Origin of the sequence: Aminobacter sp. BE322 (genome assembly GCF_050433525.1) — a bacterium.
Classification (GTDB): Bacteria; Pseudomonadota; Alphaproteobacteria; order Rhizobiales; family Rhizobiaceae; genus Aminobacter.
In genome coordinates this window covers 1-26,148 of sequence record NZ_JBNPXB010000030.1, presented here as the reverse complement: position 1 = coordinate 26,148, position 26,148 = coordinate 1, and the positions used below count along the sequence as shown (strand labels likewise).

General features: G+C 62.9%; 30 protein-coding genes and 1 tRNA gene. 11 read left to right on the top strand and 20 right to left on the bottom strand.

Annotated elements, in window-relative coordinates; all coding sequences use genetic code 11:
- Window positions 1–346 (bottom strand): hypothetical protein (locus J2X50_RS23825; RefSeq protein WP_429098560.1); only part of this gene is annotated, 346 nt, incomplete at its 3' end.
- 134 nt (window positions 347–480) lie between these two features.
- On the opposite strand from J2X50_RS23825, the gene J2X50_RS23820 reads away from it, so the two are divergent.
- From J2X50_RS23820 to J2X50_RS23810, 3 genes are all read left to right on the top strand, one after another.
- The gene (locus J2X50_RS23820; RefSeq protein ID WP_340040203.1) at window positions 481–903 is read left to right on the top strand and encodes an OsmC family protein; all 423 of its coding nucleotides are present in this window, start codon (window positions 481–483) and stop codon (window positions 901–903) included.
- Window positions 904–1,019: 116 nt separating this feature from the next.
- Window positions 1,020–1,271 (top strand): DUF1344 domain-containing protein, encoded by a 252-nt coding sequence (locus J2X50_RS23815; protein ID WP_429098558.1) that lies wholly within the window; start codon window positions 1,020–1,022, stop codon window positions 1,269–1,271.
- 331 nt (window positions 1,272–1,602) lie between these two features.
- A complete protein-coding gene (locus J2X50_RS23810) occupies window positions 1,603–2,013 on the top strand; it encodes a hypothetical protein (RefSeq protein WP_429098556.1) in 411 nt (136 codons plus the stop codon).
- Window positions 2,014–2,735: 722 nt separating this feature from the next.
- Here J2X50_RS23810 and J2X50_RS23805 read toward each other — a convergent pair.
- The 13 genes from J2X50_RS23805 to J2X50_RS23745 form a co-directional block, all read right to left on the bottom strand.
- Window positions 2,736–3,815 (bottom strand): rolling circle replication-associated protein, encoded by a 1,080-nt coding sequence (locus tag J2X50_RS23805; RefSeq protein ID WP_429098554.1) that lies wholly within the window; start codon window positions 3,813–3,815, stop codon window positions 2,736–2,738.
- Between the two features lie 142 nt (window positions 3,816–3,957).
- On the bottom strand, window positions 3,958–4,578 hold the full coding sequence (locus tag J2X50_RS23800; protein ID WP_429098552.1) for a M15 family metallopeptidase: 621 nt from the start codon (window positions 4,576–4,578) through the stop codon (window positions 3,958–3,960).
- The gene (locus tag J2X50_RS23795; protein WP_429098551.1) at window positions 4,496–5,080 is read right to left on the bottom strand and encodes a hypothetical protein; all 585 of its coding nucleotides are present in this window, start codon (window positions 5,078–5,080) and stop codon (window positions 4,496–4,498) included. Before J2X50_RS23795 ends, J2X50_RS23800 begins: the two co-directional genes overlap by 83 nt.
- Window positions 5,081–5,107: 27 nt before the next feature.
- Window positions 5,108–6,769, bottom strand: coding sequence for a hypothetical protein (locus tag J2X50_RS23790; RefSeq protein ID WP_429098549.1), 1,662 nt, complete (start codon window positions 6,767–6,769; stop codon window positions 5,108–5,110).
- A gap of 73 nt (window positions 6,770–6,842) precedes the next feature.
- Window positions 6,843–7,592 (bottom strand): hypothetical protein, encoded by a 750-nt coding sequence (locus J2X50_RS23785; RefSeq protein ID WP_429098547.1) that lies wholly within the window; start codon window positions 7,590–7,592, stop codon window positions 6,843–6,845.
- A gap of 12 nt (window positions 7,593–7,604) precedes the next feature.
- Window positions 7,605–7,832, bottom strand: a complete 228-nt coding sequence (locus J2X50_RS23780) for a hypothetical protein (protein ID WP_429098545.1) — start codon at window positions 7,830–7,832, stop codon at window positions 7,605–7,607.
- A 307-nt stretch (window positions 7,833–8,139) separates the two neighbouring features.
- Window positions 8,140–8,958, bottom strand: a complete 819-nt coding sequence (locus tag J2X50_RS23775) for an MBL fold metallo-hydrolase (protein ID WP_429098544.1) — start codon at window positions 8,956–8,958, stop codon at window positions 8,140–8,142.
- A gap of 4 nt (window positions 8,959–8,962) precedes the next feature.
- Window positions 8,963–9,745, bottom strand: a complete 783-nt coding sequence (locus J2X50_RS23770) for a TatD family hydrolase (RefSeq protein WP_429098542.1) — start codon at window positions 9,743–9,745, stop codon at window positions 8,963–8,965.
- Window positions 9,746–9,757: 12 nt separating this feature from the next.
- Complete coding sequence (gene metG / locus J2X50_RS23765; RefSeq protein ID WP_429098540.1) at window positions 9,758–11,302, bottom strand: methionine--tRNA ligase; 1,545 nt, start codon at window positions 11,300–11,302, stop codon at window positions 9,758–9,760.
- Window positions 11,303–11,387: 85 nt separating this feature from the next.
- Window positions 11,388–12,443 carry a DNA polymerase III subunit delta' gene (locus tag J2X50_RS23760; protein WP_429098563.1) on the bottom strand — a complete coding sequence of 352 codons (1,056 nt, stop codon included), beginning with the start codon at window positions 12,441–12,443 and terminating at the stop codon, window positions 11,388–11,390.
- Window positions 12,440–13,111 carry a dTMP kinase gene (gene tmk, locus J2X50_RS23755; RefSeq protein WP_429098539.1) on the bottom strand — a complete coding sequence of 224 codons (672 nt, stop codon included), beginning with the start codon at window positions 13,109–13,111 and terminating at the stop codon, window positions 12,440–12,442. Before tmk ends, J2X50_RS23760 begins: the two co-directional genes overlap by 4 nt.
- A 117-nt stretch (window positions 13,112–13,228) precedes the next feature.
- Window positions 13,229–14,344, bottom strand: a complete 1,116-nt coding sequence (locus J2X50_RS23750) for a D-alanyl-D-alanine carboxypeptidase family protein (protein WP_429098561.1) — start codon at window positions 14,342–14,344, stop codon at window positions 13,229–13,231.
- A gap of 174 nt (window positions 14,345–14,518) precedes the next feature.
- Window positions 14,519–15,811, bottom strand: coding sequence for a septal ring lytic transglycosylase RlpA family protein (locus J2X50_RS23745; RefSeq protein WP_429098538.1), 1,293 nt, complete (start codon window positions 15,809–15,811; stop codon window positions 14,519–14,521).
- Between the two features lie 408 nt (window positions 15,812–16,219).
- Here J2X50_RS23745 and J2X50_RS23740 point away from each other — a divergent pair.
- Window positions 16,220–16,309: transfer RNA gene (locus J2X50_RS23740), tRNA-Ser, on the top strand.
- On the opposite strand, the gene J2X50_RS23735 is transcribed toward J2X50_RS23740, so the two are convergent.
- From J2X50_RS23735 to J2X50_RS23715, 5 genes are read right to left on the bottom strand one after another with little or no spacing between them, the layout of a single operon-like run.
- The gene (locus J2X50_RS23735) at window positions 16,277–17,929 is read right to left on the bottom strand and encodes a recombinase family protein (protein WP_429098536.1); all 1,653 of its coding nucleotides are present in this window, start codon (window positions 17,927–17,929) and stop codon (window positions 16,277–16,279) included. The two genes, J2X50_RS23740 and J2X50_RS23735, sit on opposite strands and share 33 nt — an antisense overlap.
- Entirely contained in the window at window positions 17,926–18,441 is a 516-nt protein-coding gene (locus J2X50_RS23730) for a GNAT family N-acetyltransferase (RefSeq protein WP_429098534.1), read from the bottom strand. The genes J2X50_RS23735 and J2X50_RS23730 overlap by 4 nt, the downstream gene beginning before the upstream one ends.
- Entirely contained in the window at window positions 18,438–18,728 is a 291-nt protein-coding gene (locus J2X50_RS23725; protein ID WP_429098533.1) for a DUF1778 domain-containing protein, read from the bottom strand. Before J2X50_RS23725 ends, J2X50_RS23730 begins: the two co-directional genes overlap by 4 nt.
- A 46-nt stretch (window positions 18,729–18,774) precedes the next feature.
- Entirely contained in the window at window positions 18,775–19,041 is a 267-nt protein-coding gene (locus J2X50_RS23720; protein WP_429098531.1) for a hypothetical protein, read from the bottom strand.
- The gene (locus tag J2X50_RS23715) at window positions 19,031–19,249 is read right to left on the bottom strand and encodes a helix-turn-helix transcriptional regulator (RefSeq protein ID WP_429098529.1); all 219 of its coding nucleotides are present in this window, start codon (window positions 19,247–19,249) and stop codon (window positions 19,031–19,033) included. The genes J2X50_RS23720 and J2X50_RS23715 overlap by 11 nt, the downstream gene beginning before the upstream one ends.
- Window positions 19,250–19,422: 173 nt before the next feature.
- Between J2X50_RS23715 and J2X50_RS23710 the strand changes: the two genes are divergently transcribed.
- Window positions 19,423–19,926: a hypothetical protein gene (locus J2X50_RS23710; protein WP_429098528.1), complete on the top strand. Its 504-nt coding sequence runs from the start codon at window positions 19,423–19,425 to the stop codon at window positions 19,924–19,926.
- A 56-nt stretch (window positions 19,927–19,982) separates the two neighbouring features.
- Here the strand turns inward: J2X50_RS23710 and traA are convergent, their stop codons facing one another.
- On the bottom strand, window positions 19,983–22,982 hold the full coding sequence (traA, locus tag J2X50_RS23705) for a Ti-type conjugative transfer relaxase TraA (RefSeq protein ID WP_429098526.1): 3,000 nt from the start codon (window positions 22,980–22,982) through the stop codon (window positions 19,983–19,985).
- A 179-nt stretch (window positions 22,983–23,161) separates the two neighbouring features.
- On the opposite strand from traA, the gene J2X50_RS23700 reads away from it, so the two are divergent.
- From J2X50_RS23700 to J2X50_RS23675, 6 genes are all read left to right on the top strand, one after another.
- Window positions 23,162–23,488, top strand: a complete 327-nt coding sequence (locus J2X50_RS23700) for a conjugal transfer protein TraD (protein WP_429098525.1) — start codon at window positions 23,162–23,164, stop codon at window positions 23,486–23,488.
- A 1-nt stretch (window position 23,489) separates the two neighbouring features.
- Window positions 23,490–23,756: a conjugal transfer protein TraD gene (locus J2X50_RS23695; RefSeq protein WP_429098523.1), complete on the top strand. Its 267-nt coding sequence runs from the start codon at window positions 23,490–23,492 to the stop codon at window positions 23,754–23,756.
- A 199-nt stretch (window positions 23,757–23,955) separates the two neighbouring features.
- Window positions 23,956–24,153, top strand: coding sequence for a type II toxin-antitoxin system Phd/YefM family antitoxin (locus J2X50_RS23690; protein ID WP_429098521.1), 198 nt, complete (start codon window positions 23,956–23,958; stop codon window positions 24,151–24,153).
- A gap of 1 nt (window position 24,154) precedes the next feature.
- Window positions 24,155–25,213 (top strand): DNA cytosine methyltransferase, encoded by a 1,059-nt coding sequence (locus J2X50_RS23685; protein ID WP_429098519.1) that lies wholly within the window; start codon window positions 24,155–24,157, stop codon window positions 25,211–25,213.
- The gene (locus J2X50_RS23680; RefSeq protein WP_429098518.1) at window positions 25,210–25,629 is read left to right on the top strand and encodes a hypothetical protein; all 420 of its coding nucleotides are present in this window, start codon (window positions 25,210–25,212) and stop codon (window positions 25,627–25,629) included. The genes J2X50_RS23685 and J2X50_RS23680 overlap by 4 nt, the downstream gene beginning before the upstream one ends.
- 155 nt (window positions 25,630–25,784) lie before the next feature.
- On the top strand, window positions 25,785–26,148 hold a 364-nt coding region (locus J2X50_RS23675), incomplete at its 3' end, for a hypothetical protein (RefSeq protein ID WP_429098516.1).

The following is a 26,148-nucleotide window of genomic DNA, read 5'->3' as shown; positions in this document are numbered from 1 at the left end:
TATCGGCAGGCTCGGCCTCGCGCCCCGCTTCCCGAACCACCTCCCTCCAACGGGAGCGTTCTTTGACAATGGCCAGGCGCGAAAGCGAGCGTGGCGCAGGTGAAGTGCGCAACGTTTCCCTCCCCCTCGAGGGGAGGGTCGATCCGCGCAGCGGATCGGGGGGTGCCCGAGGCAGCACTCGACATTTCTCCTCGATGCGGACGCAGGGCGGCGGCAAGGAATCAAGCCGTTTTCGCTTGGCGAAAAGCTCGACGCCGCGCCCGGTTTCCAGGACGGATTTCAGGCTGGACAGGACGGCGGCCAATACCAGCATGTCAAACGCAGGCAAGGTCGCCGATCCGGCCACGCATCGCCTCCCTGAGCCCATTCATCTCCGCTGCTGCTCCTTGCGCGTCCGGGCCGGTCGCGCTAGCTGACTCGACGGAACCTGCGGGGCTGATGCCCGCCGGATTATTTTTTGAGGTAGAAGGATATTTCCCCGTGAAAGCACGTATCAAATGGGTCGAGGATCGCACCTTCGTCGGCGAGTCCGGCACGGGCCACAAGCTGGTGTTGGGAACCTCTCACGGGGCCGAGGGCAGGACGCCGGGGCCGAGCCCGATGGAACTGGTGCTGATCGGCACGGGCGGCTGCTCCGCCTATGACGTGGTGCACATTCTCGAAAAGGGCCGCGAGGCGGTCGAGGACGTCGTGGTCGAGCTCGAGGCGGACCGTGCCGACACCGAGCCGAAAGTGTTCACGAAGATCCACATGCATTACATCGTCAAGGGCAGGGGGCTGTCGCACGACAAGGTCAAGCGCGCCATCGAGCTTTCGGTCGAGAAGTACTGTTCGGCGTCCGCGATGATGGCCAAGACGGCCACGATCACCCACGACTTCGAAGTGGTCGAGACCGCCGGCTGAGGGCGCAGCAGCCCAGGCGCGCCGCAACCGGACGCGCCGGGCGGCGCGGCAACCTCTGGCCTTGTTGGACGTTGACGACCCGGAAGGGATGAAACGAGCCAACAAGGAGACACCAGATGAGAAAGCTCATTTTGGCGCTTGGAACCCTCGCTCTGTTCGCCGGCGGCGCATTCGCAGCCACGGCCGAAGGGGTCATCAAGGAATTCAACAAGGACACGCGGGTGATCATGCTCGAGGACGGCAAGAGCTACACCGTTCCGGCCGACGTGGCACTCCCAGCCGACCTGGCTGTAGGCCAGAAGATCACCATTACGGTCAGTGACGACGACGCGACCAAGGTTGAAGCGGTGATGACGTCTGTGATGTAGGCTCGGCATCCTTTTCGGCGAAAGACATGAGACGAGGCCCGCCAAGACCAGGCGGGCCTCGTTCGTATGGCGAACCCGCCGCCGGGGACGGCGAGGGCAAGTCGGGCAGGGCATGGGCCGAGCCCGTCCCGAGATCGGCCGAGATCCGGGCCGCTGTGACCACCGGTTGCCGGCTCCGTCGACGGGTTGCGCCACGGTCTCCGCGACCCGCGGCTTTTTTGCTTGCCCGACGGAACTGCGCATCCCGGTGGAGAGTTGAAGGGGAAGCGTTCTCCGTCCCGCAGGATGCGCCCGGAGGCGCTTCATTCCCTTGGTCGATCAGGAGGCGAAAATGAAGCATCAAACGATCGAACAATTGCAAGCGCTCGCCGACATCCAAGCCGCGCCGACAATGACCAGAACCGAGCGTCTGGAACGCTGGGCCGAGCTGCTCGAACACGATCCCGAGCGCAGGCTGGGGACGCTGTCGGGCACCGAATATGCGCCCAGCGGCGCGCGCCACACCATGCGCGTCAGCGGTTCGCCGATGACGGTCGCTTTCGACGACCTGACCATGCGTGCCGCCGGTCTCGCCGACGACAGCTATGGCGAAGCCAAGCGGTTCTTCGAACTGTCCGACAGGCAACTGCACGACATCGTCTGCAACTGCCACTTCGGCAGCGCCGTCCGCTCCGGAAACGCCGCCCGCCGCGTCCGCGCAGCCATCGGCCTGTGGCCGCGCATCAAGGCATTCTTTGCCTGAGCCGGCCGGCCGCAGCTTCAGGGAAGCGGTCGCGCTTCCCTTGCCGTCTCTGATTGCCACGACTGGGCGCGAGTTCAGCCGCGCTTCGGGCGCGGCTTTCTTTATTCCGACAAGACGGCTGCAAATGCCCGTCAGGGGAAACCACCTTTAAGCCGCATAAGATAGAAATTGGAATATTCGGCCTTTAGTGACAGTAACCGCCCTACCCTGATTTGGGGGGCACCTGTCAAGAGCCGATAATGCCGAAGGCATATAATCCAAGGATAACTAGCAAAAACAAAGCACACCTATTCGCAAGCTTATAAGAATGTGGCGACATATGTCTTGCACTCCCGTTTCTGCTTTTGCGGGGCCAGCTTCACTACACTTACGGGCTACGCTGGCCCCGCTGTTAGGTCAACACCACGGCACGAACTTTTTACGGCCACCGCCAGCGCCTGATTGGGTACGCGCCGCCTTGCGGCTATCTGGCTTTTTTTTACAGGTCAGATGGTCACGCGCCCTATTGGACGAATGATTTTTATCAGGTTCCCGACCTTGTGATAGAGCCAGTTTGCTACCCGGCGCGCGGGGCTCGAGTTTTACAGGCCGGTTAACGGCCTTGTCGTGTGCATCGCTAAGCGCAAGCGCACGCTCCAGGTGTTGGTTCGAGCCCACCGACACCGCCGACAAGCGGGCAGGGCGGTAGGGGCTCTTGAGAAAGGCGAGGGGAGACGCTTGCGCTATAGTCCCCGGCTTTGAGATAGATAGTTTGCTCGGCCCACCAGGTCGAGACGCGACTGACGCGCTTTTTCCTTTGCTGGATCGGGCCTTACTTTTTCGTGCCATTGCAGTTCCCCTTCTAGGTCATGAGACCACCACAGACGGACGCCATCGACGTCCGAGAAGTAACAGTTGACGTGTTCGTCAAAGATTGGAGCCGTGCCGCCGAACGGCGGCTTTTCCGGCCTAGGCACGAAGCCGCGCCTGTCGAACCTCGGCAGCGAGATTTGATCGACATAGGCTTGGAGTTGCTTGTCGAGATACGCCCAGATCACGGGCGATTGCGGCGGCTCATCCTTGTAGGTTTCGCGCCATCCCTCGACAAAGTAGCGGCAGAAGTTTTCAGCCGTCTTGCCACCCATGAGGAACTGAACCGGCTTCGCCGCGTCCCTCAATGATTTAACTGTCTTGCCCCTTGTGCCAGTAGGCACCCGGCGCACGTCTGGAAACGAGTAGAACAGATTTTGTGGCGCTAAGCCCGCCTGGACATATTTTGCCGCCAGCTGGCGGAAATACGCATCTCCGAGAGGCGGCTTTTTCGAAGGCATCGGCCCGAAGCCCTGTTTGGCATCGTCGCCGGTTTCCTTCGTGATGTATTTGCAGGCGTAGCGGATCGCCTCCGGCGTCATGCGATCCCAATAAGACAACCCATGTGTCCAATGTTTCTGCATGAAATTCTCCCGAAGCTTATGTTCGGGGACCGCGCCCAGCCAATACAGGATGATATGCCAGTGCGCCCGGCCTTTCTTTGAGCCGTACTCGCCCACGGCGAAGTAGCGCATTGGATATCCATCGACGCGCAAATACTTGAGGTATTTTTGCACGTCAGAGTAAGTCAGCACCGCCGCCCGGATATGGTCTATTCCGCCCGCCGACCGGTCTTCGCCGTAGGTCAGCGTGACGACATGGGCAGCTTTCGCAGTCTTACTTTCGGCAATGTTGCGACCGACCCAATCATCGATTTTGCGTTCGCGACATTGCCAGCATTCGCGACAGGCGACCCAACCGACATCAGAGATTTTACTAGGATTTAGGCACATATGTTTCGCCTGTCACTAAATGCACATTGGACCAAGGGATTGTGTGTTTGCGGCGGCCTCAAAAATTCTTCGAAGTTGTTTCGGCAGCCGCCATCGACCCCGGAAATAATCTTTCCGAGGTCGATTTTCGACGTGATGTCGGTTACGGCGCGACGTTTACGCCCGCGTAGCGCTGGCGAACCTCGCGCCAATAGGTGAGTTCCCAATGGGCTGGATCGTAAAACTTCCAGTCACCGCCCCAAGTCACGTCTATGCCCGCTTGCGCGGCCACTTCCTTGCCGACATGACCGACGAGCGCCCATTGGGCGCGCGTCAGGTTCCACGCCTTAACGCCGTGGATCATGTCGGTAGCGCAGCCGTAATTGTGCGGACTTTCGCCCGCTCTGGCTTTGGTGACGCCGCGCACGAACAGGCCGTCTTGCTCGGCCGCCGTGCGAACAACGCTGTGGCCGAACATCGGAACTCCGAGCTTGAACATGCGCTTGATGACCTTGCGCTCGAAGACGAGCAACTCGGGCTGTGCACCGGCCCTTTCGGCCCGGTGCTGTTGTTCCTGGTACTTCTGCGAGAAGCAGAATTGCCGGTCTACGATGTCGCGTAGGGCCGCCGCATACGTCCCGGTGAAGCCCGGCAGAGGCAGCGTATCCGCTGCCTCCGTATAGGGGTCTACCGCCCGCTCGTTAGCTATCATTCTCGCTTCCGGGCGTTTCGCCGGGTTCGAATGCGCCTGGCTCTTGTGGCTGTACTTCTCCGCCACCAGCATTAGCAGCCGCTCCCGGAGCGTCGGTGACGATGGTTTCGGCAGATCGTCCAATTTCTTCCTCCTGACGGCGGCGCACGAATGCGGCCTCGATCTCGCCTGCCTGCTGCGCAAGGCGGCGTTCCATGTTGAGCTGCATGCGGTACATGACCTCTTCCAGCTCGGGGTTGCGGTGGCGGCGATTGGCGATCTTGGTGAAGATCACCGGATCAATGACGGTGACGTGGGTGGGCTCGGCTTCCGAGCACATCCACCACACGTCCGAGCCGTCGAGACTGATCCTCACATCGCCTTCGGCGTGGAACTCGATGACCGCATAGCCTTCGGCGCGGGCGAGGAACTGGAAGCCTTCCTCGGCCCCCGTGTCATCGACCAGCCACGCCAGCGTCACACCAGGTGAATTGACGTGGAGACGGATGCGCCGTGCTCCTGTGCCTTCGAACGTCAGCACGTTGGAGAGAGCAGGGCGCCAGCGATCGACGCTGTTAAGTTTGATGGTCTGCATTGCCTGTTTTCCTTTTGAGAGAGTGCGTTACGGCTTCGCGATACGTTCCTGAGGGGCGACGGCGAGCACCTTTTCATAGTCGTCGGTCGCCTCAATGAGAGCGCCGCCGAAGACGGTGTTGCCTTCGATGAAGAAGTCGCCCTGCACGACGCATTCGAACGGGTCTTGATTGGTCACAACGAACGGCTTCGTGTGAATGTTGGTGCAGAGATAGAAGTCCGTAGAAAGCGTCGGATTTGCCGTTTCGACGGCCCAGAGGCGCTGTCGATCCTCGTCAAAGCCAGCATCGACTTCGGGCCGGTAGAACCGTCCGCCGATACGCGGACTGTCGAAGTTCCAGCCCGCATTAAGCGGCCTGTAGCCGAACGTCGCGCTCGGCGTGGCGTGGTCAACATCGATCTGCTCGTTGCGCACGATCTCAACCTTTTCAGGGTCGAGCGTATCGCGGAGATACTGCGGCAGATCGTCGACCGACTGAGCCCCGAGAAACGTGTCAAGCTGACGCTCGAACAACTGTTCTGGCGTGATTTCCGCGACAACCATGATGACGCCGCCAGTAGGAATACGCGGCACCTGAATAGACATGTCGAGGAAGGTTGCGCCGTTGACGACACTTTCGGTAAGGCTTGCGCCGTCCGACGCATAACGCTTGGACATGCCGAAGATAGTCGTCTTTTCGGCCAGCAGCATCGGCTGCTTGAAGGCCTGCTCAGGAACGGAAATACCGTCCATGAGCAAGTTAAGGACCCATTCGTCCGAATGGCCGTTGTACTGCTGGCGCAGTGCGGCGAAGGCCTGCGTCTTCTTGGCCAACTCCCAATTAGACAGCGACAAGGTAATGCCGTTCTGCTGCAGTTCGGCGTAGACCGCCAGCGCCCCGACATTATTCGGGTCTTCCTTAAGCATCGGGTTTTCGCCCGCCGCAGACTGGCTTGACCAGCGCTGACCGGCTGTTGCGACGGTTATTTCCGTGCCACCTTCGCCACGGACAACGGTATTGCCAGCAGCCGACCAGCCAAAGCCGGATTTAAGGCCGATACCCTTAACGGGCAGCTTGGAGTTGACGACATTCAGCGTCACTTCGCCGTCAATGACGGCCTGATCGAAGTCAGGAACGATATGCTTGAACATGTCGTGCGCCCAGAACGCCGGGGCGAGGTCGGTCTGGAGACGGGTACGCAACGCCAGGTCAGGCGAGCGGTTCTTGGCGCGGAAGTTCCAAATCTGGTTGTAGGCCTCCGTGTAAGCAGTGTTGGTCAACTGCGTCGTGCGGCCATGAAGACCAAGATATTCGTAGATTTTGTTAGCCTTGTGCGCGCCGAAGGCCGCCGTTTCGATGAACGGCACAACGGGCTGGCCATCCATTGGCGGCTGGCCCTCATAGGCCCGGTTAAGCCGATCCATCGACCCGTCGAAGCGGTCGAAGGCGAGGAACGGCACGAGATACGCCTTCACGTTAACCTGAATGGCGTTCATCAGGATTTCGGCCGTTTCCATGCTCTCGAAGGTGAAAGAGAGACGGCCCGACCGCACCGCGTCTTCGCGCAGGATCGGCACGGCGACAATCGGAACCATCTTGCCAGCGGGGAGGGACGTAATACCGCGCGCAGTATGCTTGCGGATCGTCCTCGGGGTCGCAATCGGCTGCGTTGCCGTGCGATTGATCTTGAAGCTATTTGGAGCTTTCATTTCTTTTTCCCTTTCAGGGATTTGAGGAGTTTTCGGAGTTTTGCGCGACGGCGCGCACACGCGCCGCAGCGTCTCATTGGAAGACCGGGTTGATCTGGTAGGGGTTGCCGTAGGACGGCATGCGGGCGAGGGGCGGCTTGCCCTGCCGCAGCCACTTAGGGACCGAGGTCCCCATGTTTGGCAGCTGATACGTCGAGAGGTCGGGCCACCTTGGATAGTTGGCCCGCGCGTCCGACGCCCCGACCAGTGCGCCATAGATAATTTGCGCAATTTCGCTGTCGCCGTAGCGTTCTTCGAACGCGGCAGCGTCACGGACATTCGGGTCAATGACCGAATTCCGCCACGGATTGGTCACCGTGGGCGTTTCGACGGTCGGCATACGTGGCGCACCAGCCGAAGCAGGCATGGTGCGCGACAGCTGCGCCGCCGTTCCGGACGGACGCCGCTCAACCTGTCCCGCCGTGTAAGTCGGGACCTTGAACGATTGCGAACGGCTCATAGAAGCCGTGCTTGCGTTCAGATTGGCGATCTGGGCTTGAACAAGGTTGTATTCCTGTTCGCGCCTGTCGTCGGCCATGGGATCGAAGTTGGAAATGAAGTTGCCAACCTCGCCCATGGCTTCGCCAATGATAGCGCGCGACGACAACGCCGGTTGCGTCGTGGTCGTGAAGCCAGCCGCACCGCCATTGCGCAGAGCGGTGAGCGGATTGAAGCCAGCGGCTTCCGCATCCGTCACCATCTGCTTATAGTTGACCCGATTTTCGGTCTTTTGCGGCTTGTTACCGAACAACTTGCCGATCAGCGAGATACCGCCGCCGATCAATGCATTGATGAATTAGTCAGCCTCCCGAAGCGAGGGGCCGCCATTGTGACCGATCAGGGAGTTGCGATTGCTTCGCGCCCACAACAGGTCGATGCCGACGAGCAGCGCCGCCATCAGCCCGTTGATGAGTTGCGCGACAAGATCGCTGTCGAGGCCACGCGCGATCAAATACGCGGCGGCCATCGTGCCAAGCCTTTCGAGAAGCGGCTTGGCGAAATTGCGAAGCAGCATTTCTTTCATGGAGTTACCTTTCAGTGTTCGAGCGACACTCAAAGGCCGGTGCGATTAGGGGTAATGAAAACGATTACCCGTTATCGCATAAGATAGATTATGGAACATAAGCGTTGCCGTGGACCGCTCCGGGCCGCTCCGAGGCGGTACGTTACGGGAGATCGACTGCCGCCGTCATATTGCCGGCAGTCATGCAGTCATGCAGTCATGTTGACCGGCGTCTCGCTGCGCTGCCTTCGTAGGTTCGACGCCCATGGCCTTCTTGGCGTCGTTGGCGACCTGCCCGGGCGCCGATCGCGAACCTGAAGACGTTCGGCTATGCGCCTGTGTCAAAAGCGATTTCGATCGCCATGCCGTCATAGGCCGGTTCCACGTGCGGCGGCGTCTCGGCCATGACCGCGGCGTAGTCGAGCGGCACGTGCATGTGGGTCAGCACCGCATGCGCGGGTTGCAGCCGGTCGATCCACTGCAGCGCCTCGGACAGCGACAGATGGCTGACATGCGGCTTGTGCTGGAGCGCGTCGACGACCAGCAGCTCGAGCCCGGCCATGAGTGCTGCCGTCGTTTCCGGAAAGTCGCTGACGTCGGAGCAGTAGGCGATCGGCCCGATGCGGAAGCCGAGCGAAACGATGTCGCCATGGATCTGCGGCAGCGGCAAAAAGGTGAGGGGACCCCCCTCTCCTTCCACGACGAACGGTCTGTCGTGGCGGATCTGGTTCGGCCGCACGATCGGCGGATACGAGCTGCCGAGCGGCGTCTCGATGCAATAGCCGAAGGCCTGCTTCAGGCGTTCGAGGGTGAAATCGTCGGCCCAGATGTCGATCAGGCTGCCGCGCTCGAGCACGTAGCCGCGCAAATCGTCGATGCCATGGATGTGGTCGGCGTGCGGATGGGTGTAGACGACACCGTCGATGTGCCTGACGCCGGCGGCGAGCATCTGGCTGCGGAAATCGGGGCCGGTGTCGATGATGACGCGCGTAGTGCCAACGTCCGATATGCGCTCGACCATGGCGGCCGCACGCGTGCGCCGGTTCCGCGGATTGGTTGGATCGCAGGCGCCCCAGTCGCCGGTGATGCGCGGCGTGCCCGGCGACGAGCCGCAGCCCAGAATCGTGAGGCGCAGCACGTCTGTCATGGCGTCAGGCCGGCCTCGGCATTTTTGTGAACAGGCGGAAGAAGTTGTCCGTGGTGATCGCGGCAACCTCTTCGGCGCTCACGCCGATGGTCTCGGCAAGCACGGCGGCGGTGTTGGCGACATAGGCCGGCTCGTTGCGCTTGCCGCGGTGCGGGATCGGCGCGAGATAGGGCGCATCGGTCTCGACCAGCAGCCGGTCGCGCGGCACGTCGCTGGCGATGTCGCGCAGGTCGGCCGAGTTCTTGAAGGTCAGGATGCCGGAGAACGACACATATCCGCCCAGCGCGACGCCGATGCGGGCCAGCTCGGCGCCGGAGGAGAAGCAGTGCAGGATGAAGGGGAAGGCGCCCTTCCCCGTTTCTTCCGTCAGAATCGCCGCCATGTCCTCGTCGGCCTGGCGCGCATGGATGACCAGCGGCAGCCCGGTTTCGCGGGCAGCCGCAATGTGCGTGCGCAGCCCCTTCGCCTGGGCATCGCGCGGCGCCTTGTCGTAGAAATAGTCGAGACCCGCCTCGCCGATCGCCACGACCTTCGGGTGCCCGGCCAGCCTGACGAGTTCGGCCGCGGTCACGTCCAGCTCTTCGCCGGCGTTGTGCGGATGGGTTCCGACCGAGCAGTAGACCTCGTCGAATTCCTCAGCGATCGCAAGGATTTGCGGGAACCGCTTCACCCGCGTCGAGATGGTGACCATGCGCTCGACGCCGGCCGCCCTGGCGCGCGCGACGACGGCCGCGCGCTCCTCGGCGAAATCGGGAAAGTCGAGATGGCAATGACTGTCGACAAGCATGTTCCGAAAGCCTCAGCCTTCCGCCGCCTGTTCGACGTAACGCGGGAACACCGGTTGCGGTGCCGGCAGCGCGGCCCCCGGCACCAGCGCATGCACGTCGCCGACATGAGCGAATTCTCGCTCGGTCACTGCCAGCAGGTCGAGCAGCTTGGCCGCCGAGCCCGGGATGAAGGGCTGGCAGAGGATGCCGACGCGGCGGATCACCTCGGCGGTGGTCCACAGCACCGTCTCCATGCGCGCCGGATCGGTCTTCTTCAGCGCCCAGGGCTCCTGGCCGGCGAAGTAGCGGTTGGCCTCCGCCACCACCGCGAAGATCGCGGCGAGCGCATGGTGGATCCCCTGCTCCGCCATCGCCTTGCGTGCCGTCGCCAGCGCCGCCGCCGCCTGGTCGAGGATCGCCTTGTCGGCGTCGGCGAGCGTGCCGCGCTCAGGCACCACCCCGCCGCAGTTCTTGGCGATCATCGACAGCGAACGCTGCGCCAGGTTGCCGAGGTCGTTGGCGAGATCGGCATTGGTTCGGTTGACGATCGCCTCGTGGCTGTAGCTGCCGTCCTGGCCGAACGGCACCTCGCGCAGGAAGAAGTAGCGCACCTGGTCGAGGCCGTAGTGATCCACCATGGTGAAGGGGTCGATGACGTTGCCGAGCGACTTCGACATCTTCTCGCCGCGGTTGAACAGGAAGCCGTGGCCGAACACGCGCTTCGGCAGCTCGATGCCGGCCGACATCAGGAAGGCAGGCCAGTAGACGGCGTGGAAGCGCACGATGTCCTTGCCGATGATGTGCACGTTGGCCGGCCAGAAGCCCCACTTGTCGGCATTGGCGTCGGGATAGCCGGCGGCGGTGATGTAGTTGGTCAACGCGTCGACCCAGACATACATGACGTGCTTCTCGTCGCCCGGCACCGGCACGCCCCAGTCGAAGGTGGTGCGCGAGATCGACAGGTCCTTGAGGCCGGAGCGGACGAAGCTCATCACCTCGTTGCGGCGCTCGTTGGGGCCGATGAAGTCGGGCTGGTTCTCGTAGAGTGCGAGCAGCTTGTCCTGGTAGGCCGACAGGCGGAAGAAATAGCTCTCCTCCTCGACCCATTCCACCGGCGTGCCCTGCGGGCCGTAGCGGATGTTGTCGGGGCGGAGTTCGGTCTCTTCCTCGCCGTAGTAGGCTTCGTCGCGCACCGAATACCAGCCGGCGTAGCTGCTCTTGTAGATGTCGCCCCTGTCGGCCATCGCCTTCCAGATGGCTTGCGAGGCGGCGTAATGCCGCTCTTCGGTGGTGCGAATGAAATCATCGTTCGACGCATTCAAAAGCGTCGCCATCTTCTTGAATTCACTTGAATTCCGGTCAGCTAGCTCGCGGGCGGAGATGCCTTCCCGGTTAGCCGTCTGCAGCATCTTGATGCCGTGCTCGTCGGTGCCGGTGAGGAAGAAGACGTCCTTGCCGTCATGGCGCTGGAAGCGTGCCAGCGCGTCGGTGGCGATCAGCTCGTAGGCGTGGCCGATATGCGGCTTGCCGTTGGGATAGGAGATCGCGGTGGTGATGTAGAATTTTTCGCGGGACATGGGAGGCCGTCGTCAATGTCGGAATGAAACGTGTCGCGGGTCAGATAACGCATCGGGCGGCCGATTGCCACCCGGCGGACGAGCATCACATTCGCATTGCGGCATTCAGGCGGTCGATCATGGCCAGGACGTGCTGCTTCTTGTCGAGGTTGTAGGTCTCGGTCTCGGATATCGCGTTCTGCGCGTCGTGCCAAGCGTCGGACAACGCCTTGGCGCGCGGCAGGTCGGAATTGCGCGCGGCCTCCGAGGCGGTGTCGGCCAGGAGATCGAGCGCCCGGCGGTTGAAGATGTCGAACTGGATCGAACTGTCCCGGCCCGCCACGGCGTCGGCGAGCTTGTGCGCGGCGGCGATGCCGGAGCGGCCGTTGCCGACGACGCGGTCGAGCGCCTCGGCGATCTCCAGCCCGCCATACTGGGTGAGCAGGATGGCCGCCCTGACGCTGCCGCCAGCCCGTTCCACGAGCGCTGCCCGCGCCTGCGGCTCATCCGGTGCGGGCTGCCCCGCCGAGTCCAGCGCCGAAAGCAGGCTTTCGTCGTCGAGCGGCGTCAGCCGGACCGTCTGGCAGCGCGAGCGGATGGTGGGCAGCAGGCTGCCGGGGGCGTGCACGATGAGGATGAACAGCGTGCGCGCCGGCGGTTCCTCGAGGTTCTTGAGCAAGGCATTGGCGGCATTGGTGTTCATGTCGTCGGCGGGATCGACGACGACGACCCGGTAGCTGCCGTCGTGCGAGGTCATCGACAGGAAGCGCGAGACCTTGCGGATCTCGTCGACGGTGACCACGGACTTGAAGCCCTTGGTCTTGTCGTTCTGCGGGCGCGTGAGATGCAGCACGCCGGGATGGGCGCCGGAGGCGACCTGGCGGAACAGGGCCGACTGCGGATTGGGAGCCGCGACCGCCCCAGGCGCCGTCCTGTGGTCGGGATTCGCCAGCAGATAGTGGGCCAGACGGAAGGCGAGCGTCGCCTTGCCGATGCCGACGGGGCCGGCAAGGATCAGCGCGTGCGGCAGCTTGCCGGCGCGATAGGCTGCGGCCAGCATGGAAGCCGCCTGCTCGTGGCCGAACAGATGCGGGTTCTCGGCCGGCTCCGGCACGTCGTCGAGCGTGTCGTGCTGTTCGGGGGCGAGGCGTTCGAGCATCAGGCGTCCGCCCTCGCCCGGCTGCCGCTCGCGGCGTGCGCCTCGAGGGCGGCAAACACCGCTTCCGTGACCGCGTTCTCGACCGTCTCCGGCGGCTGCGCCGCATCGATCAGCCGGCAGCGCTCGGGCTCGCGCGCGGCGATGGAGAGATAGGCGTCGCGGCGGCGGCGATGGACGTCGACCGTCTCCTTCTCGAAGCGATCTGCCGCGTCCTGGCCCCGCCGAGCGGTGGCGCGCCTGAGCCCCTCCTCCGGGTCGAGGTCGAGGATCAGCGTCATGTCGGGCATCATGCCGTTGATGGCGACACGTTCGACGGTTGCCATGAAGTCGGGGTCGAGATTGCCCGTGACGCCCTGGTAGACGCGCGAGGAATCGATGAAGCGGTCGCAGAGCACGATCGCGCCGCGCTCCACCGCCGGGCGGATGATCTGCTCGACATGGTCGGAGCGGGCCGCGGCGAAGAGCAGCGCCTCCATCTTCGGGCCGAACGGCTCGGCCGCGCCCGACAACAGCACGTGGCGGACCGCCTCGGCGCCGGGCGAGCCGCCCGGCTCGCGCGTGACGACGATGTCGTAGCGCTTGTCGCGCAGCCGGGCTGCGAGGCGTTCGATCTGGGTCGACTTGCCCGCCCCTTCCCCGCCTTCGAATGTGATGAAGAAGCCGCGCGCCACTTCGATGCCCTTCTTGTCTTTCGCTTGCCTGCCGCGCCCAGCAACGCATGCGCGAGCGCCGTAGGACACATGTAGGTGCCGTTGCTCTACAGTCGAGACCGGCAAAGGTCCATCGGCCTATCGCATCCAGCCGATGGCGAGTTCCTTGACGGCATCGAGCGCGCGGCTCTGCAGCGAGCCGACGCCGACCGTTTCGGCGGCGAAGAGCGGCGTTTCCTGGCTCAGCGTGTCGCCGATCCACACCTTGAGCGAACCGATCGGGGTGCCCTTCTCGACCGGCGCCGACACCGGGCCGTCGTAGACGACGCGCGCGACCAGGCGCTCGCGGCTGGCGGTCGGCAGGAAGATCGAGATCGGCTTCTGCGCGACCAGCCGCACGTGCGACTTGGTGCCGCCGAACACCTGCGCGTCGCCCACAGTCTCGTCGGCGGCGAAGATCTCGGTCTTTTCGAAGGCACGCAGGCCCCAGTCGAGCAGCTTGCGGGTCTCTTCCGAGCGTTCGCGGTCGCTGGCCATTCCGGCCATGGCCAGGAACAGGCGCCGGCCGTCGCGGTTGACCGACGCCACGATGGAGAAGCCTTCGCCCTCGGTGAAGCCGGTCGCCAGGCCGTCGGCGCCGAAATCCATGGCGATCAGCGGATTGCGGTTGCGCTGCAGGATCTTGTTCCAGGTGAAATCGGGCAGGCTGTAGTAGCGATAATATTCGGGATAGGTGCGCCACAGATGCAGCGCCAGCTGGGCAAGCTCGCGCACCGTGGTCTGCTGGCCGGGCGCCGGCAGGCCGGTGGAATTGGCGAAGGCCGACTTCTCCAGGCCGATGGCGCGTGCCCGCTCGGTCATCTGCAGGGCGAAGTTCGCCTCGGAGCCGGCCATGCCTTCGGCCAGCACGATGCAGCCGTCATTGGCCACCTGCACGGTCACGCCCTTGATGAGGTCCTCGATGCGGATCTGCGAGCGCACGGCGGCGAACATGGTCGTCGCCCGCGAGGCCGCTCCGCCGGTGCGCCAGGCGTTCTCGCTGACGGCGAAGGTGTCGTCGAGCTTGTAGCGGCCGTTCTTCAGCGCGTCGAACACCACCTCCATCGTCATGATCTTGGCGAGCGAGGCCGGCGTGAACAGCTTGTCGGGTTCCTTGGAGAACAGCACGGTGCCGGTCTCGGCATCGATCATGTAGGCCTGCGTGGCCTTGGTCTCGAACATTTGCGCATGCGCCTGGCCGACCAGGACGAGCATTGCGAGCAAGCCGGCCAAGAGGACACCGGTCGCGGATTTTCTGGAAGTCATTGGAGATTCTGCCCCGTTCGGCCTCGTATTCCGGTCGAGCGCGATGAGACTAACAGGCTTCGACCGCGCCCTGCAACCGTGGCCGGGCAGATAGCCACAGGCTGCATGTCCGGAAAGGACCGGTCAGTCGTGGACCGCGAACGCGTCGGGCGCGCCATGCGACCATGCGGCCTTCAGCATCGCGTCGAGGGAGTTGCGGCCGTCGGAATAGAGTTCGACCGAATACCAGGTCTTGCCGTCCATCTCGGTCTGTTCGATTGCGATGCGGCCGAAGGCGGCAAGCTCGCTGGCGACGCGCCGCGCCACCTTGTCGCTGTCGAAGGTGCCAGCCGAGACGTAGGCTTCGAACTTCGGTTCGGCGGCGCGCGGACCCGGGTTGAGCCGCTTCCAAGAATTGACGATGTCGTCCGAGGACATCGCCTGTCCTTCCAGCGCATCGAAGGCCCGGGAAGCGCCGGCGACGCGCTCGCTGGCATAGGACAGCGTGTTGATGGCCATGCGGGTCATGCCGTCGGGCCGCTCCGGCGCGATCGGGCCGAAGTCAGGCAGCACGACGTCAACATAGCCGTCCTGGGCGGCATAACCGTCCTGCGCCGCCATCGCCGGCTGCTGGTCGAACTGGGCCGCCTGCGCGGCGAGCGTGTTGACTGGGACGTTTGCCCGGATCACAGGGACCGGCGCGCTCTCGGCGATCGCGGCCGGGAATGCAGCGCCGACGCCGACGCTCGGGGTCGGGCCGTTCATCGCCACCATGACGCCGGTGGGCAGGCCGTCATTGGTCGGATCGCCCATGCCGGGGCCCGGCCTGTAGGAGGCGAGCAGGTACTGGTCGTCCTGCCCCTCGAGCGGCGCCCTGCCGACATATTCGACCTGCACGTTGGCGGTGCCGGTGCGGGCATAGCCGAGCATTTCGGCCGCGCGCTTGGAGAGATCGATGACGCGCCCGTCGGAATAGGGACCGCGGTCGTTGACGCGCACGATCACCGAATTGCCGTTGGCCGTGTTAGTGACCCGGGCGTAGCTCGGCAGCGGCATGGTCGGATGGGCCGCCGTGAGGTTGGTCATGTCGTAGACCTCGCCATTGGCGGTCAGGCGGCCGTGGAAGGCGTCGCCGTACCAGGAGGCGGGGCCGACCGCGACATAGGCGGGGTCTTCCTTGGGGTAATACCACTTGCCCCGCACCTTGTAGGGGCTGCCGAGCTGGTCGCGGCCGCCGCCGCGCGGCAGGCCGGAGAGCTTGGTGGTGACGCGGGGGCTTGCCTTCACGCCATATTCGGATTCGGCGAAATATTCCTTCGAGCGCTTCTTGGAGGCAACGAAGCTCGGGGCGGCGCAGCCGGCGACGAAGGCCGCGGTGGCCGCGAGGGTGACGAACCTGGCCGTCCGGCCGAGCCTCTTGCGCGCGGTATGCTGCATCGCCCCAGATGTCCCCTGCACTTCTACTCGTCCGCCGACCGTCGAATCAGACCGTCACGGCGCTCTACACATTGAAAAACAGTTGCCGCGCACGACCCCTGAACCTTGTGCGCAGGAAATGCTTGCCAGCGTATTAATCGACTGTGGTTCGATCCGGGCGCAATTATGGCACGAATGTGGCGTGCTCGCCCTGCCGTTCGGTGGGCACTGTCGGGCGCTCGCATGCGGCCGGATGGGACAAGCCGCCGGCCTCGCGCCCGGCGGCGGCCGCAGGGCGGCTGCGCTGCGCGCGATAGCGAAACCGGAACCGAACAAGTTGACGCGGCGAACCCGCGGGCGCTACAAGCGCGCCACGAAGGCTCTGAGCGGCCGCAGCGTTCGTCGCTCGCGACTTGCGGTCAAGGCTTTGGAAGAGTGGCCGAGCGGTTTAAGGCACCGGTCTTGAAAACCGGCGTGGGCGCGAGTTCACCGTGGGTTCGAATCCCACCTCTTCCGCCACTTCAGTCCCTGAGTGGGCACTGAGTTTACGCCACTGCCCGCCACCAACGTCTGAAGCAGCCGGGACTTCGATCCCATGATACGAACCTCGTCCTCGGCAACCTCGACGCGCTGTGCAAGCGCGCGCAGGTGGTCGCGGCGATAGCCGCCGCCGTCGAGCCGGATACGCTGACGGGCGGTCGTGGCAAATTTCCGCAGCATCTGCGGCGTCACCGCTTTCTGGCCCGAGTTCTGGAGCATGGCCTGCGCCCGGTCAGCATCAGCCTTGGCCTGATCCCGGATCGCCTTGAGGCCGTCGATGCGGTCTTTCAGCGCCGGGTCGTCCAGATCGGCAACGCCCGCTTCGATGGCGTCATAGAGGCGCTTGAGGCGCAATTCCGATTCGGTGGAGCGCTTGTTCAGTTCGGCGATATGCTCACGACGGCGCTCGGCATGTTCCTCCCTGCGGTCGAGCGCGGCGGCAAGGACGGTTTCCAGCCGCTCGGGCTGGAGAAGCTGCTTTTCAAGATGGTCGGCAACCAGATCGTCCAGTTTCTCCATCGGCACGGCCATGCCCTCGCAGGCGGTCGGCCCCTGCCGCGCCTTCATAGAGCAAGCGTAATAGCGATAGCGCCCGCCCTTGCCGGTGCGGATGGTCATGGCTCCGCCGCACTTGGCGCAATGGATGAGGCCGGTGAGCATGGTCGGGCCGCTGATGACGCGGGAGGGCATGACCTTGGGATTGCGCGCCTTGAGCAGCCTCTGAATCGCCTCAAACGTTTCTTTGTCGATGATCGGCGGGACAGGAACCGTTACGATCTCGCTGACCGGCTTCAATTCCTTGGTCTTCGTGCGCTTGTTGAACTCGTGCTCGCCCATATAGGTGCGGCGGGTGAGGATGCGGTGAACCTGACCGATGCCCCAGCGTCCGCCGTCGCGGGTGAAGATGCGGCGGCTGTTGAGATAGGAAACGATATTCTTGACACCCATCTGGCCGGTGGTGCCGTCGCCCTCCAGCGCAAGACGATAGATCAGGCGTACCGTGTCGGCGTGCAGCGGGTCGATCTCAATCTTCTTCTTTACCTTGGCTCCGCGCTGCTCGGCGGCAACGGTGCCATAGCCGATGGGAGGAAGGGAGCCGTTCCAGAAGCCTTGCCGGGCATTCTCTTTCAAGGCCCGGATGACGTGTTTGGCGTTTTCCTTGGACTGGTATTCATCAAACAGCGCCATGATCTGCCGCATCATGACGTGCATGGGGTCATCGCCCATTTCCTGTGTGATCGAAACCAGCTTTACGCCGTTCTTCGCCAGCTTGCGGACATAGAACTCAAGCTCGAAATGATCGCGGAAGAAGCGGCTGAACGAATGGACCACGACGACATCGAAGGGCGCGGGCTTCGACGTGCCCGCCTCGATCATGCGCTGGAACTCGGGGCGGCGGTCGTTGGTCGCCGATGCGCCGGGTTCGATGAAGGTCTCGACAAGTTGCAGCCCGCGTGCCTCGCAATAGGCTTCGCCCTGCCGCTTCTGATCGGGAATGGAGACATCATGCTCGGCCTGCCGCGCCGTTGAGACGCGCAGGTAAAGGGCGGCGCGCAGCGCTACGTGAGGCAGAGGCTTGCCCTCGCTCGGAGATGTCATGGCGTTTCTCCCGACAAAAGGCGCTGCGCCGTCGCAACAGGTAGATACAGCGTATTGGGCCGATCAATCAGTGCCATGAACCCGAAAGCGGCGTAGAAAGCCGCCGCCTTCTCATCGATGGCGTCGGCGAATATGGCATGAGCGCCTATCGGCGCTTCGGCGATTGTCTTGACGGCGTCGAACAACAGCGCCTCGCCGAGTCCAAACCCGGCATAGGAGTTATCGCGCCCAAGCCAGCCGATCAGCACAGCCGGAACGGTCGGATAGCGCGGCAATCGGCTCGCCAATGGCTCGGGCACGGCCATGAGCGGCACGTTGCTCGATGAGAGCGTGTAAAAGCCCGCTATCCGGTCGGTCTCAAGGTCGCGGGCGACAAAGCAGGTCGCATATCGGCGCTTGATGTCCTGCGTGACGGACTCGCGGAAATAGCGGTCAATCCGTTCATTGCCGCACGAGAACGCCTTACGCTGGTGGCCTTTGCCAAGCGGCTCTATCGCAAACCTCGCGCTCACCGGGGTGCGATCAGGTCAGCATGGCGTTTCGCGGCGCGGGCGAGACGGGCGTTCGGTGCGGGCGGGTCGATCAGCGCCTTGGCAAAGCGCGCCTGATCCTCGGCAGCCAGACGCAGCACGTCGGCTTCCTCGACCGTGCGGCGGGCATCCTCGCCTGCCGTCGCGATGAGATAGCCGGTCAGCGTCATGCCGCGCAGCCGGGCGGCGCGCTGCATCTGCTCATAGACATTGACAGGAACGCGCGCCTCAAGGCGGGCGGTTTCGACTTCACTTGCGGGTCTGGGCATGGTTGATCTCCTTGCCTCGATTATATACGGCATATTGCCGGATTTATCAAGGATTGGATGAGCCGAACAATTCATCGAACAGGTCGCCGAACCATCGCTCGAACACCTCGATCTCGGCTTCCGTAACCGGAACGGGGTCGGGCCAGCCGTCGGTGACGGTCCATGTGCTGAGGTCATGCTTAGGTGGCCTGCCGGAGAACGGCCACGGATAACCCAGTAGTTCCTCGATCTGCTCCGACGCTGTGGGCGGCATGACGCGCCGGGAACGAGATGCGGCCTCCGGCTTATCGTCGTCCCCGCGATCAGAAGTCATCGAAGTCGAACTCGTTGTACGGACGCCATCCGGCTGGGTTGGAAACCCAACGGTCGATGTCGGATTCGCGCCAGCCCGTGCCGTTGGTGCTGATCTTGAGCCGGGCCGGAAACGTGCCCTCGGCCATCTTGCGGTAGATGGTGGATCGGGACAGGCCGGTCCGGGCGCGAACGGTGTTCATGCGGATGATGCGGTCTGGTTGACGCATGGCTGCGCTGCCTCCTGCTGACTGTTTCTGATTGCTGTTGAGCCAGACAGAAGAAGGAATTGCCTTTGCGCAATGGAGTTTTAGATGTCGTCGTGCTACGGCGAAGAAGCGGCGGTAAATAGGACGGACATGAAATCCTAGACCTTACAGGCAAGCACGAAGGATGCGCGGAATTGGAGGAAATCGACTGGGCGGATCGTGCGTTCTACGATGACGGAGAATGGGTGACATGGTCCGAAATCGATGAGCAGTTGCGCTACAAAGAGTGGGGCGCGAAATATCCGAACGCAAAACGCTCGATCATTCCCTACTTTGAAGATTTGATTTCCCTAGCCGAGAGCTATCACCTCGAAACCGGGCTGCACCTTTCCGTCTATGGCGACATAGGCGAGCTTTTTGGCGCAATCACTTACGGTATCGAACTGAACAAGACCTATGCGCAGGGTTCTGACGGCAGGCTCGGGAACGATCACGTCGAGATCAAGACCATCACCCCGTTCAAAACGAAAGACGTTGTTGTCGTGGATACAACGCGGCATTTCAGCAAGCTGCTCGTGGTCAAGATCAACGAGGAGTTTCAGGTGGCCGGGCGAATGATCGACCGCAAGCTTCTGCCAAAGCGAACCGGCCGGTTCCTGCGCATCCGGTGGGACAATCTGCCGTCCACGCAAAGATGACAAAAGGCTCAAGGTTATAACCATGCGCGCAGCACCAAGCCCGTAGCTGCCCTTGCCTACAGCCCGATACCTCGGCCACGTCCGAGGTCGAGACCGTGGCTAAAGGCCAGTGCCCGGCCAAGGCTGCGGCCTGAGTCGATGTCGCCGCCGATGCCGACTTCCTTCTTTCGGATGGCCAGCATCGACTCTAGTTGCGGATCGCGTTGCAGGCTGTTTGCCATGTCGCCCATCGCGCGCTTCGTCGCCTTGAAGCCGGACATATCGCCTGCCTGATATTGGCGCTGGCTGGTCTGGTCGAGCTTCTTCCAGCGCTCCACGAAGCGATCTGCGCGCTGGCCCGGATCGGTGCCAAGGCCACTATCCCGTCCGGTGCGAATTTCGGTTTCGAGCTGGAGGGCGCGGATCGCACGACCGAGCTTGCCGCCCGCCGCCTCGCGCACAAGCTCCGGGTTCTTGACGTAAGCCGCCTCGGCATCGCGCCAGCCATGCGGGCGAACCTCCTCGAAGGCTTTGCGGGCATCGCTCAAGGTCTGCCTCAATTCCGGGGTTGCGTGTACCTTGCCATCCGCGTCCGCCGTGTTCATCAGCGCGTCGAAGGCGCGGGCATGGCGCACCAGGGCTCGCGATTTCGCCTGCCGCATCTCCGCTTCCGGGTCGGCCGCAATCTTCCGCTCCGGCACATCGGCTTCGCGCCGCACGGGTTGCGGGTCGCTGCATTCCGGCGCTGGCCCGCTCTGTGACGGCAGGCGCAGGCCGTCGAACATGTCGCGCACCTTCTCCGGCACGACCTTGCGCACGATCTCGGCGACACGCTCGCGGAGGGTGATGCCGCGCCGCTCGGCGTAACGCTGCGCCGGATCGGCGCGCTCGTAATCCGTCGCCATATCCTTCGACCGATCCCGCGACAGCGTGCGGGCAAGCCGGTCCTGATTGGCGAAATCGTCACGGCCATAATGCAGGTCCATCCCGTCACGATGGCGCGACAGCGCGACATAGCTGCCGTGAGCATCCATGCCCGGTGTCGCCAGAACATGGGTGCGGTCCACTGTCATGCCCTGCGCCTTGTGGATCGTCGCGGCATAACCGTGGTCGAGCTTGTTGTAGTCCTTCAGGTCGAACGCGACGGAACGCCCGTCGTCGGCGCGCACGGTCATGCTGGTGGTGCTGATTTCCTGAACCGTGCCGAGCGTGCCGTTCTTGACGCCAAGCCCGCGCTCATTTTGCAGGAACATGACGCGATCCCCGGCGGCGAAACTCCGTGCGCCGCGCTCCACCGTGACGCGCGTATCTGCACCAAGATCGCCGCCCTCCCGCATCTTGTCCCGCGCCGCCTCGTTGAGCGCCCACACCTCGTCATTGGTGTGGGTGAGGATGATGCGGCTGGCGTCGGGTGACGCCTGCCGTTCGCGATCCCAACGCTCGATCAAATCGCCACGCGCCTGTTCGCGGGATTCGGCGACATGTACCATGCCATGCCGCTCATAGACATGGATCGCATGGCCGGTTCTGCCGGTCGCCAGATCGCGCGTGGCGTTGCGCTGCCAGTCTTCGCGCTGGCGGCGCACTTCGCTGATTTCGACGCCGCCATGACGGTCATGGATCGAACGGAATGCCGCGCCCGCTTCGATGGATTGTAGCTGTTGCGGATCGCCGACCAGCACGACTTTCGCCCCGGCCTCGGCGGCATGGGACAGGACGCGCTCCAACTGCCGCGTACCGACCATGCCCGCCTCATCGATGACCAGCACATCCCGGCTGGTGAGCATGTCGCGGCCGTTCTTCCAGCCATGTTCCATGCTGGCGATAGTGCGGGAGGAAATCCCCGATCCGCTTTCGAGATTTTCCGCCGCGATGCCGGAAAGAGCGACGCCGCGGACCTCGTAACCGGCAGACTCCCATGCCTCGCGCGCAACGCCGAGCATGGCGCTCTTTCCCGTTCCGGCATAGCCCACGACCATACCAAGATCGCGGCCATCCGTGACATGCGCCAGCGCGTCGGCCTGCTCACCGGACAGGACAAGCCCGCGCTGTTCGGCGCGGGCCAACGCCATATCGCGGTGCGTGTCGTTCACCACATGGCGCTCGCGCTCGGCCATCACGTCTGCCGCGCGATGCAGGCGCTGTTCCGCCTCGATCATCTCGCTCATGGTGAAGCGATCCTCGCCGCGTCCGTCCTTGCCCAATTCCACCAGATCGGGCGCGTTGCGGATTGCGCTCGTGACCGCGTTGAACTGCTCGATGCCGTCGCTATGCCGATACGCGAACTTCGCCAGGTCGCGGCGCGTGAAGGTCGATTGCTGCTGCGTGATCGCATCCAGCGCAATCGAAGGATCGGCGATGATCCGCTCGCCGTTGTTGCGGGCGATCTCGCGGTGCATCTCCGCGCGATCCGCCGCTTCGATCCCTTCGCCTTCGATCCGCTGCGCCGGTGCGCCGATCTGGCTTTGCGGTTCGAGCGCGATGCCCTGCGCCTCAAGGCTGCGGTGGTCGATACGCGCGTCGATGTCGAGTTCGGCAAGGCGCTCGTTGACGTGTTCGGCCCAACGCTCCCGCCAGCGCTCGACCATCTCCGTGCGGTTCCAGTCGCGGACCTTCTGGCCGAAACCGTTCTCGTCCACGCTGCGCATGGTCAGCATGACATGGGCATGGGGCTTCGGCATTCCGTCCTCGCCGATATCCCAATGCACGTTCACATCGGCGATCATGCCCTGATCGACAAACTCGGCCTGCACGAAGTCGCGGGCCAGTTCGATCCCTTGCGCCTGCGTCATCTCGCGCGGGATTGCAAACTCCACCTCGCGGGCAAGCTGGGCGTCCTTGCGGACCTCGACGGCTTCGACCTCGTTCCAGAGCCGTTCGCGGTCGCCAAGATGCTCGGGGGCTCCCTCCGGCAGCATGACTTCGGAATGGACGACGCCGCGCTTGGCCGTGAAGTCGTGGCTGCGGTCGATGCGCTCATCGCGCAGCCGCGAGGCCGAGCGGTAGGCGGCGGAGGCCACCGCGCTCGACCCGGCCTTGCGGCCGATGACCTTGACGTGAAGATGATAGATCGCCATCGCGATCAAGAATTGGCACGGCCAAGCGCACGTCGGAACGACGTATAAGCGCGCCCTCGAAATGAATTTCTCGGGACCACCCGCGCCGTGTCAGGCCGTCCCGGCAACATAGAAGCATTCCGCGCTCCGCTCAATTGTCTTCATTGCATCGACAACAGACGAAGACGATGGAGACGACAATGCGTAAACCACGCGACTACGATTCCGAACTGAAGGCGCTTGAGGACAAGGCCAGAGAACTCAAGACGCGCAAGGTGCAACAGCTTGGTGAACTGGTGATTGCCACCGGGGCGGACAGCCTCAGCACCGACGAACTGGCCGGCGCGCTGGTCGCCATCGCCGAAAACAAAGAAGCCGGAAGGAGGGAGGCGTGGGCCAAGCGCGGCGCGGCGTTCTTTCACGGCAAGTCACGGCGATCTGCTCGCGCTGATGACGGCGACGGCAATAGCGCTCGGACGCAATCGAGCGGTACGCAACCGGCATCAGGCGGCGCGGGCGCGACATGACATGCGGACATGGCAGGTCGAGCGCCGCAAGCGCACGAAACACCTGATCGAACTCGGCGGGCTCGTCATCAAATCCGGCGTCGTAAACCTGACCGGCGACGACCGCGCCACCATCCTCGGCGCGCTGATCTGGATCGCCGACAAGCTCAAGAGCGACGACGCTGAACGCGCACGGGTACTCTGGGCCGGAAAAGGAAAAGAGGCGTTCGAGGTGGAACACTCAGCAGGCGCGCATAACAGGCCGCAGTCACGGCAGGATGGGGCGTGACCGATGGCAGGCGGAGCGGAGACCCTAAATATCGCAGCGCCGCCTGCCATCGCGCGGCATCGCCGCGCCAATGCGGCATGTGCGCGTCGTAGTTCTCGACGTTGACACGGGCGAAATCACTTCATCGGTCGCCACAACAATGGCATTGCGAGCGCGAATGAAATAGCTAAAATAGCTTATCCGCTATGGGGCTGATCACATGAAGACCATGTCTGCGAAAGATGCCAAAAACAGCTTCGGCCTGTTGTTGGATCAAGCCAGAGCAGAGCCAGTTCAGGTGGAGAAGCATGGTCGGCCAGTTGTGGTCGTCATGAGCGTCGAGGAGTTCGAAAAGCTTTCCAGCGCCCGCGCTAAAGGCAGGCAGGTTTCCGAACGTCAAAGGCCGGAAGAAGGCTGAAGTGAGTATCTATGCCGGGGGGCGAACGAGAGAAGAAATGTTGGTACGTGGGCGTGAGCACAGGGGGCAGGCCCAACAGCGGTTTCCGGCTTACAAAGTAGTCGATCTGTTTGCTGGACCTGGGGGTCTAGGGGAAGGCTTCGCTTCAAGCGTTGACGAGAAAGGGTGCTCTCGTTTCACCAGCGTCGTATCGATTGAGCGGGACGAGTTTTCACATCAGACGCTTCTCCTGCGGCACTTCATCAGGCAGTTCCCGGCAGGCGAAGTGCCTGATGACTATTATGCGTTTCTCGCCGGAGACATTTCACGCGACCAGCTTTACCGGCGCTATCCAGCCGCGCATCGTCATGCGGCATCGTCCGCTCTACAGATTTCGCTCGGCTCAGAGTCTCATGGGCAGGTGCAGGAGATTATTCGGGAGCGGATCGGTGGAAGCCGTCGATGGGCGCTTGTCGGAGGTCCTCCCTGCCAAGCTTATTCGCTTGTCGGCCGCTCCAGGATGATGGGCCGATCTGACTTTGAGAAGGACGAGCGCCACACGCTCTACCTCGAATATCTCAGGATCATTGCCGACCACCGCCCGCCTGTGTTCGTGATGGAGAATGTAAAGGGTCTGCTTTCTGCGACCATAGAAGGCAAATCGGCAATCGTGCGAATTGTACGTGATCTTTCCCGTCCGAATACCGCTATTCCTGACGCTCCGAGCGATCTGACATACAGGCTGTACTCACTGGCCGAAGAAGGTATGGCGGACGAGGAAGTGGACCCTCGCCTGTTTGTCGTGCGCGCCGAAGAATACGGCATCCCTCAGACTCGGCATCGCATGTTCATTGTCGGCATCCGCAGTGACCTGAAAGTCCGTCCCGGAGTGCTGAAGAAGACGGCGGCTCCAACGGTGCAGGAGACGATAGGATCGCTTCCATCCATACGTAGCGGTCTATCCAAGGAGAAGGACAGTGCGACAGCCTGGCTGAGTGAATTGCGGGCCATATCGAGCATGAATGTCCGCCGTCAGTTGAACGGCGCGACCTACGCAGGCGAGGTCGCCCGTGCCGCGTGAACGATGACCTCCTGCGCCCGATGCAGGGTATTTCGAACATTTCGGAATGGGCCAAGCGTGAGGCCTGCTGGACGCGGATGCTGGAAAATATGGACGAGTTTGCCGACCTTCTGCCGGATGAGTTCGACGGCGAATGCCTGTCCCGCGACGATCATCTGTCTGAAAAGCGGGCTGCCCGGAATACCCAGAAGGTGGATAACGGCATTGAGGCGCAGACGAAGGTCTTCGCGATCCCGGCGGCCAGATGGATCGCTGTGCATGAAACGCTTGCTGCCAAGCGTCTGCTGACGCCGAAGGAGATAGGCATATTGAACGTCGCCATGCAGATGCCGATGAAAATCCCGACAGAAAAACAGTGCGCCGTCCTGTTGGACACTATCGAGAAAGCACGAGCAGAGGGCATCAGCCTTGATTGAGGCCCTCGCCTAAATGGATCAATAAGGAGGCATGTCACTTGATTTTCGAGGATGATTTCATAAGCGCCGATAGCACGATCTGACTCCATGGCACGAAGAACTACTGAGAGCGCGAATATCCCATGGACCGACGACGAGCTTCGGGGTCTGTCGAAGTGTATGTGCTGCTGCTTCGCCTTCAGCTTCACGGTGCGGATGATCGATCCGAGCCGCTTGCGCAGACGTTGTTAAGTGGCGCTCTTGCCCAGAGGAACGACGCAGCGATCCGCTATCGGATGCGTAATATCTCAGCCGTGGTTCAGGAACTTGGCGCTCCCATCCTCAACGATTTCTCTCCTGCCGAAAGCGTTGGGCGGCTCGTCCGTCCGAAAATCAAAGCAATGCTGCTGGAAGATACCGACTTTGCTCGTATCCTAAAGCCCGGTGTCAACGGCGGAGCAAAAACCGGCCATTGGGCGGCGCAAAACCAGGCCACTGGCGCTGCTGCGAGCGGGGAACGTCGGGAGGGCGTAGCCCGAC

Excerpts from the sequence above, each read along its gene's own strand:
- J2X50_RS23770 (WP_429098542.1), bottom strand. The coding sequence starts at position 9,745 with ATGCTTGTCGACAGTCATTGCCATCTCGACTTTCCCGATTTCGCCGAG.
- traA (WP_429098526.1), bottom strand. The coding sequence starts at position 22,982 with ATGGCGATCTATCATCTTCACGTCAAGGTCATCGGCCGCAAGGCCGGG.
- J2X50_RS23735 (WP_429098536.1), bottom strand. The coding sequence starts at position 17,929 with ATGACATCTCCGAGCGAGGGCAAGCCTCTGCCTCACGTAGCGCTGCGC.
- J2X50_RS23795 (WP_429098551.1), bottom strand. The coding sequence starts at position 5,080 with ATGCAGACCATCAAACTTAACAGCGTCGATCGCTGGCGCCCTGCTCTC.
- J2X50_RS23805 (WP_429098554.1), bottom strand. The coding sequence starts at position 3,815 with ATGTGCCTAAATCCTAGTAAAATCTCTGATGTCGGTTGGGTCGCCTGT.
- J2X50_RS23815 (WP_429098558.1), top strand. The coding sequence starts at position 1,020 with ATGAGAAAGCTCATTTTGGCGCTTGGAACCCTCGCTCTGTTCGCCGGC.
- J2X50_RS23810 (WP_429098556.1), top strand. The coding sequence starts at position 1,603 with ATGAAGCATCAAACGATCGAACAATTGCAAGCGCTCGCCGACATCCAA.
- J2X50_RS23750 (WP_429098561.1), bottom strand. The coding sequence starts at position 14,344 with ATGCTCGTCCTGGTCGGCCAGGCGCATGCGCAAATGTTCGAGACCAAG.
- J2X50_RS23775 (WP_429098544.1), bottom strand. The coding sequence starts at position 8,958 with ATGACAGACGTGCTGCGCCTCACGATTCTGGGCTGCGGCTCGTCGCCG.
- J2X50_RS23780 (WP_429098545.1), bottom strand. The coding sequence starts at position 7,832 with ATGAAAGAAATGCTGCTTCGCAATTTCGCCAAGCCGCTTCTCGAAAGG.
- J2X50_RS23695 (WP_429098523.1), top strand. The coding sequence starts at position 23,490 with ATGCGGACATGGCAGGTCGAGCGCCGCAAGCGCACGAAACACCTGATC.
- J2X50_RS23715 (WP_429098529.1), bottom strand. The coding sequence starts at position 19,249 with ATGCGTCAACCAGACCGCATCATCCGCATGAACACCGTTCGCGCCCGG.
- J2X50_RS23745 (WP_429098538.1), bottom strand. The coding sequence starts at position 15,811 with ATGCAGCATACCGCGCGCAAGAGGCTCGGCCGGACGGCCAGGTTCGTC.
- metG (WP_429098540.1), bottom strand. The coding sequence starts at position 11,302 with ATGTCCCGCGAAAAATTCTACATCACCACCGCGATCTCCTATCCCAAC.
- J2X50_RS23725 (WP_429098533.1), bottom strand. The coding sequence starts at position 18,728 with ATGCCCAGACCCGCAAGTGAAGTCGAAACCGCCCGCCTTGAGGCGCGC.
- J2X50_RS23800 (WP_429098552.1), bottom strand. The coding sequence starts at position 4,578 with ATGCTGGTGGCGGAGAAGTACAGCCACAAGAGCCAGGCGCATTCGAAC.
- J2X50_RS23790 (WP_429098549.1), bottom strand. The coding sequence starts at position 6,769 with ATGAAAGCTCCAAATAGCTTCAAGATCAATCGCACGGCAACGCAGCCG.
- J2X50_RS23700 (WP_429098525.1), top strand. The coding sequence starts at position 23,162 with ATGCGTAAACCACGCGACTACGATTCCGAACTGAAGGCGCTTGAGGAC.
- J2X50_RS23720 (WP_429098531.1), bottom strand. The coding sequence starts at position 19,041 with ATGACTTCTGATCGCGGGGACGACGATAAGCCGGAGGCCGCATCTCGT.
- J2X50_RS23690 (WP_429098521.1), top strand. The coding sequence starts at position 23,956 with ATGAAGACCATGTCTGCGAAAGATGCCAAAAACAGCTTCGGCCTGTTG.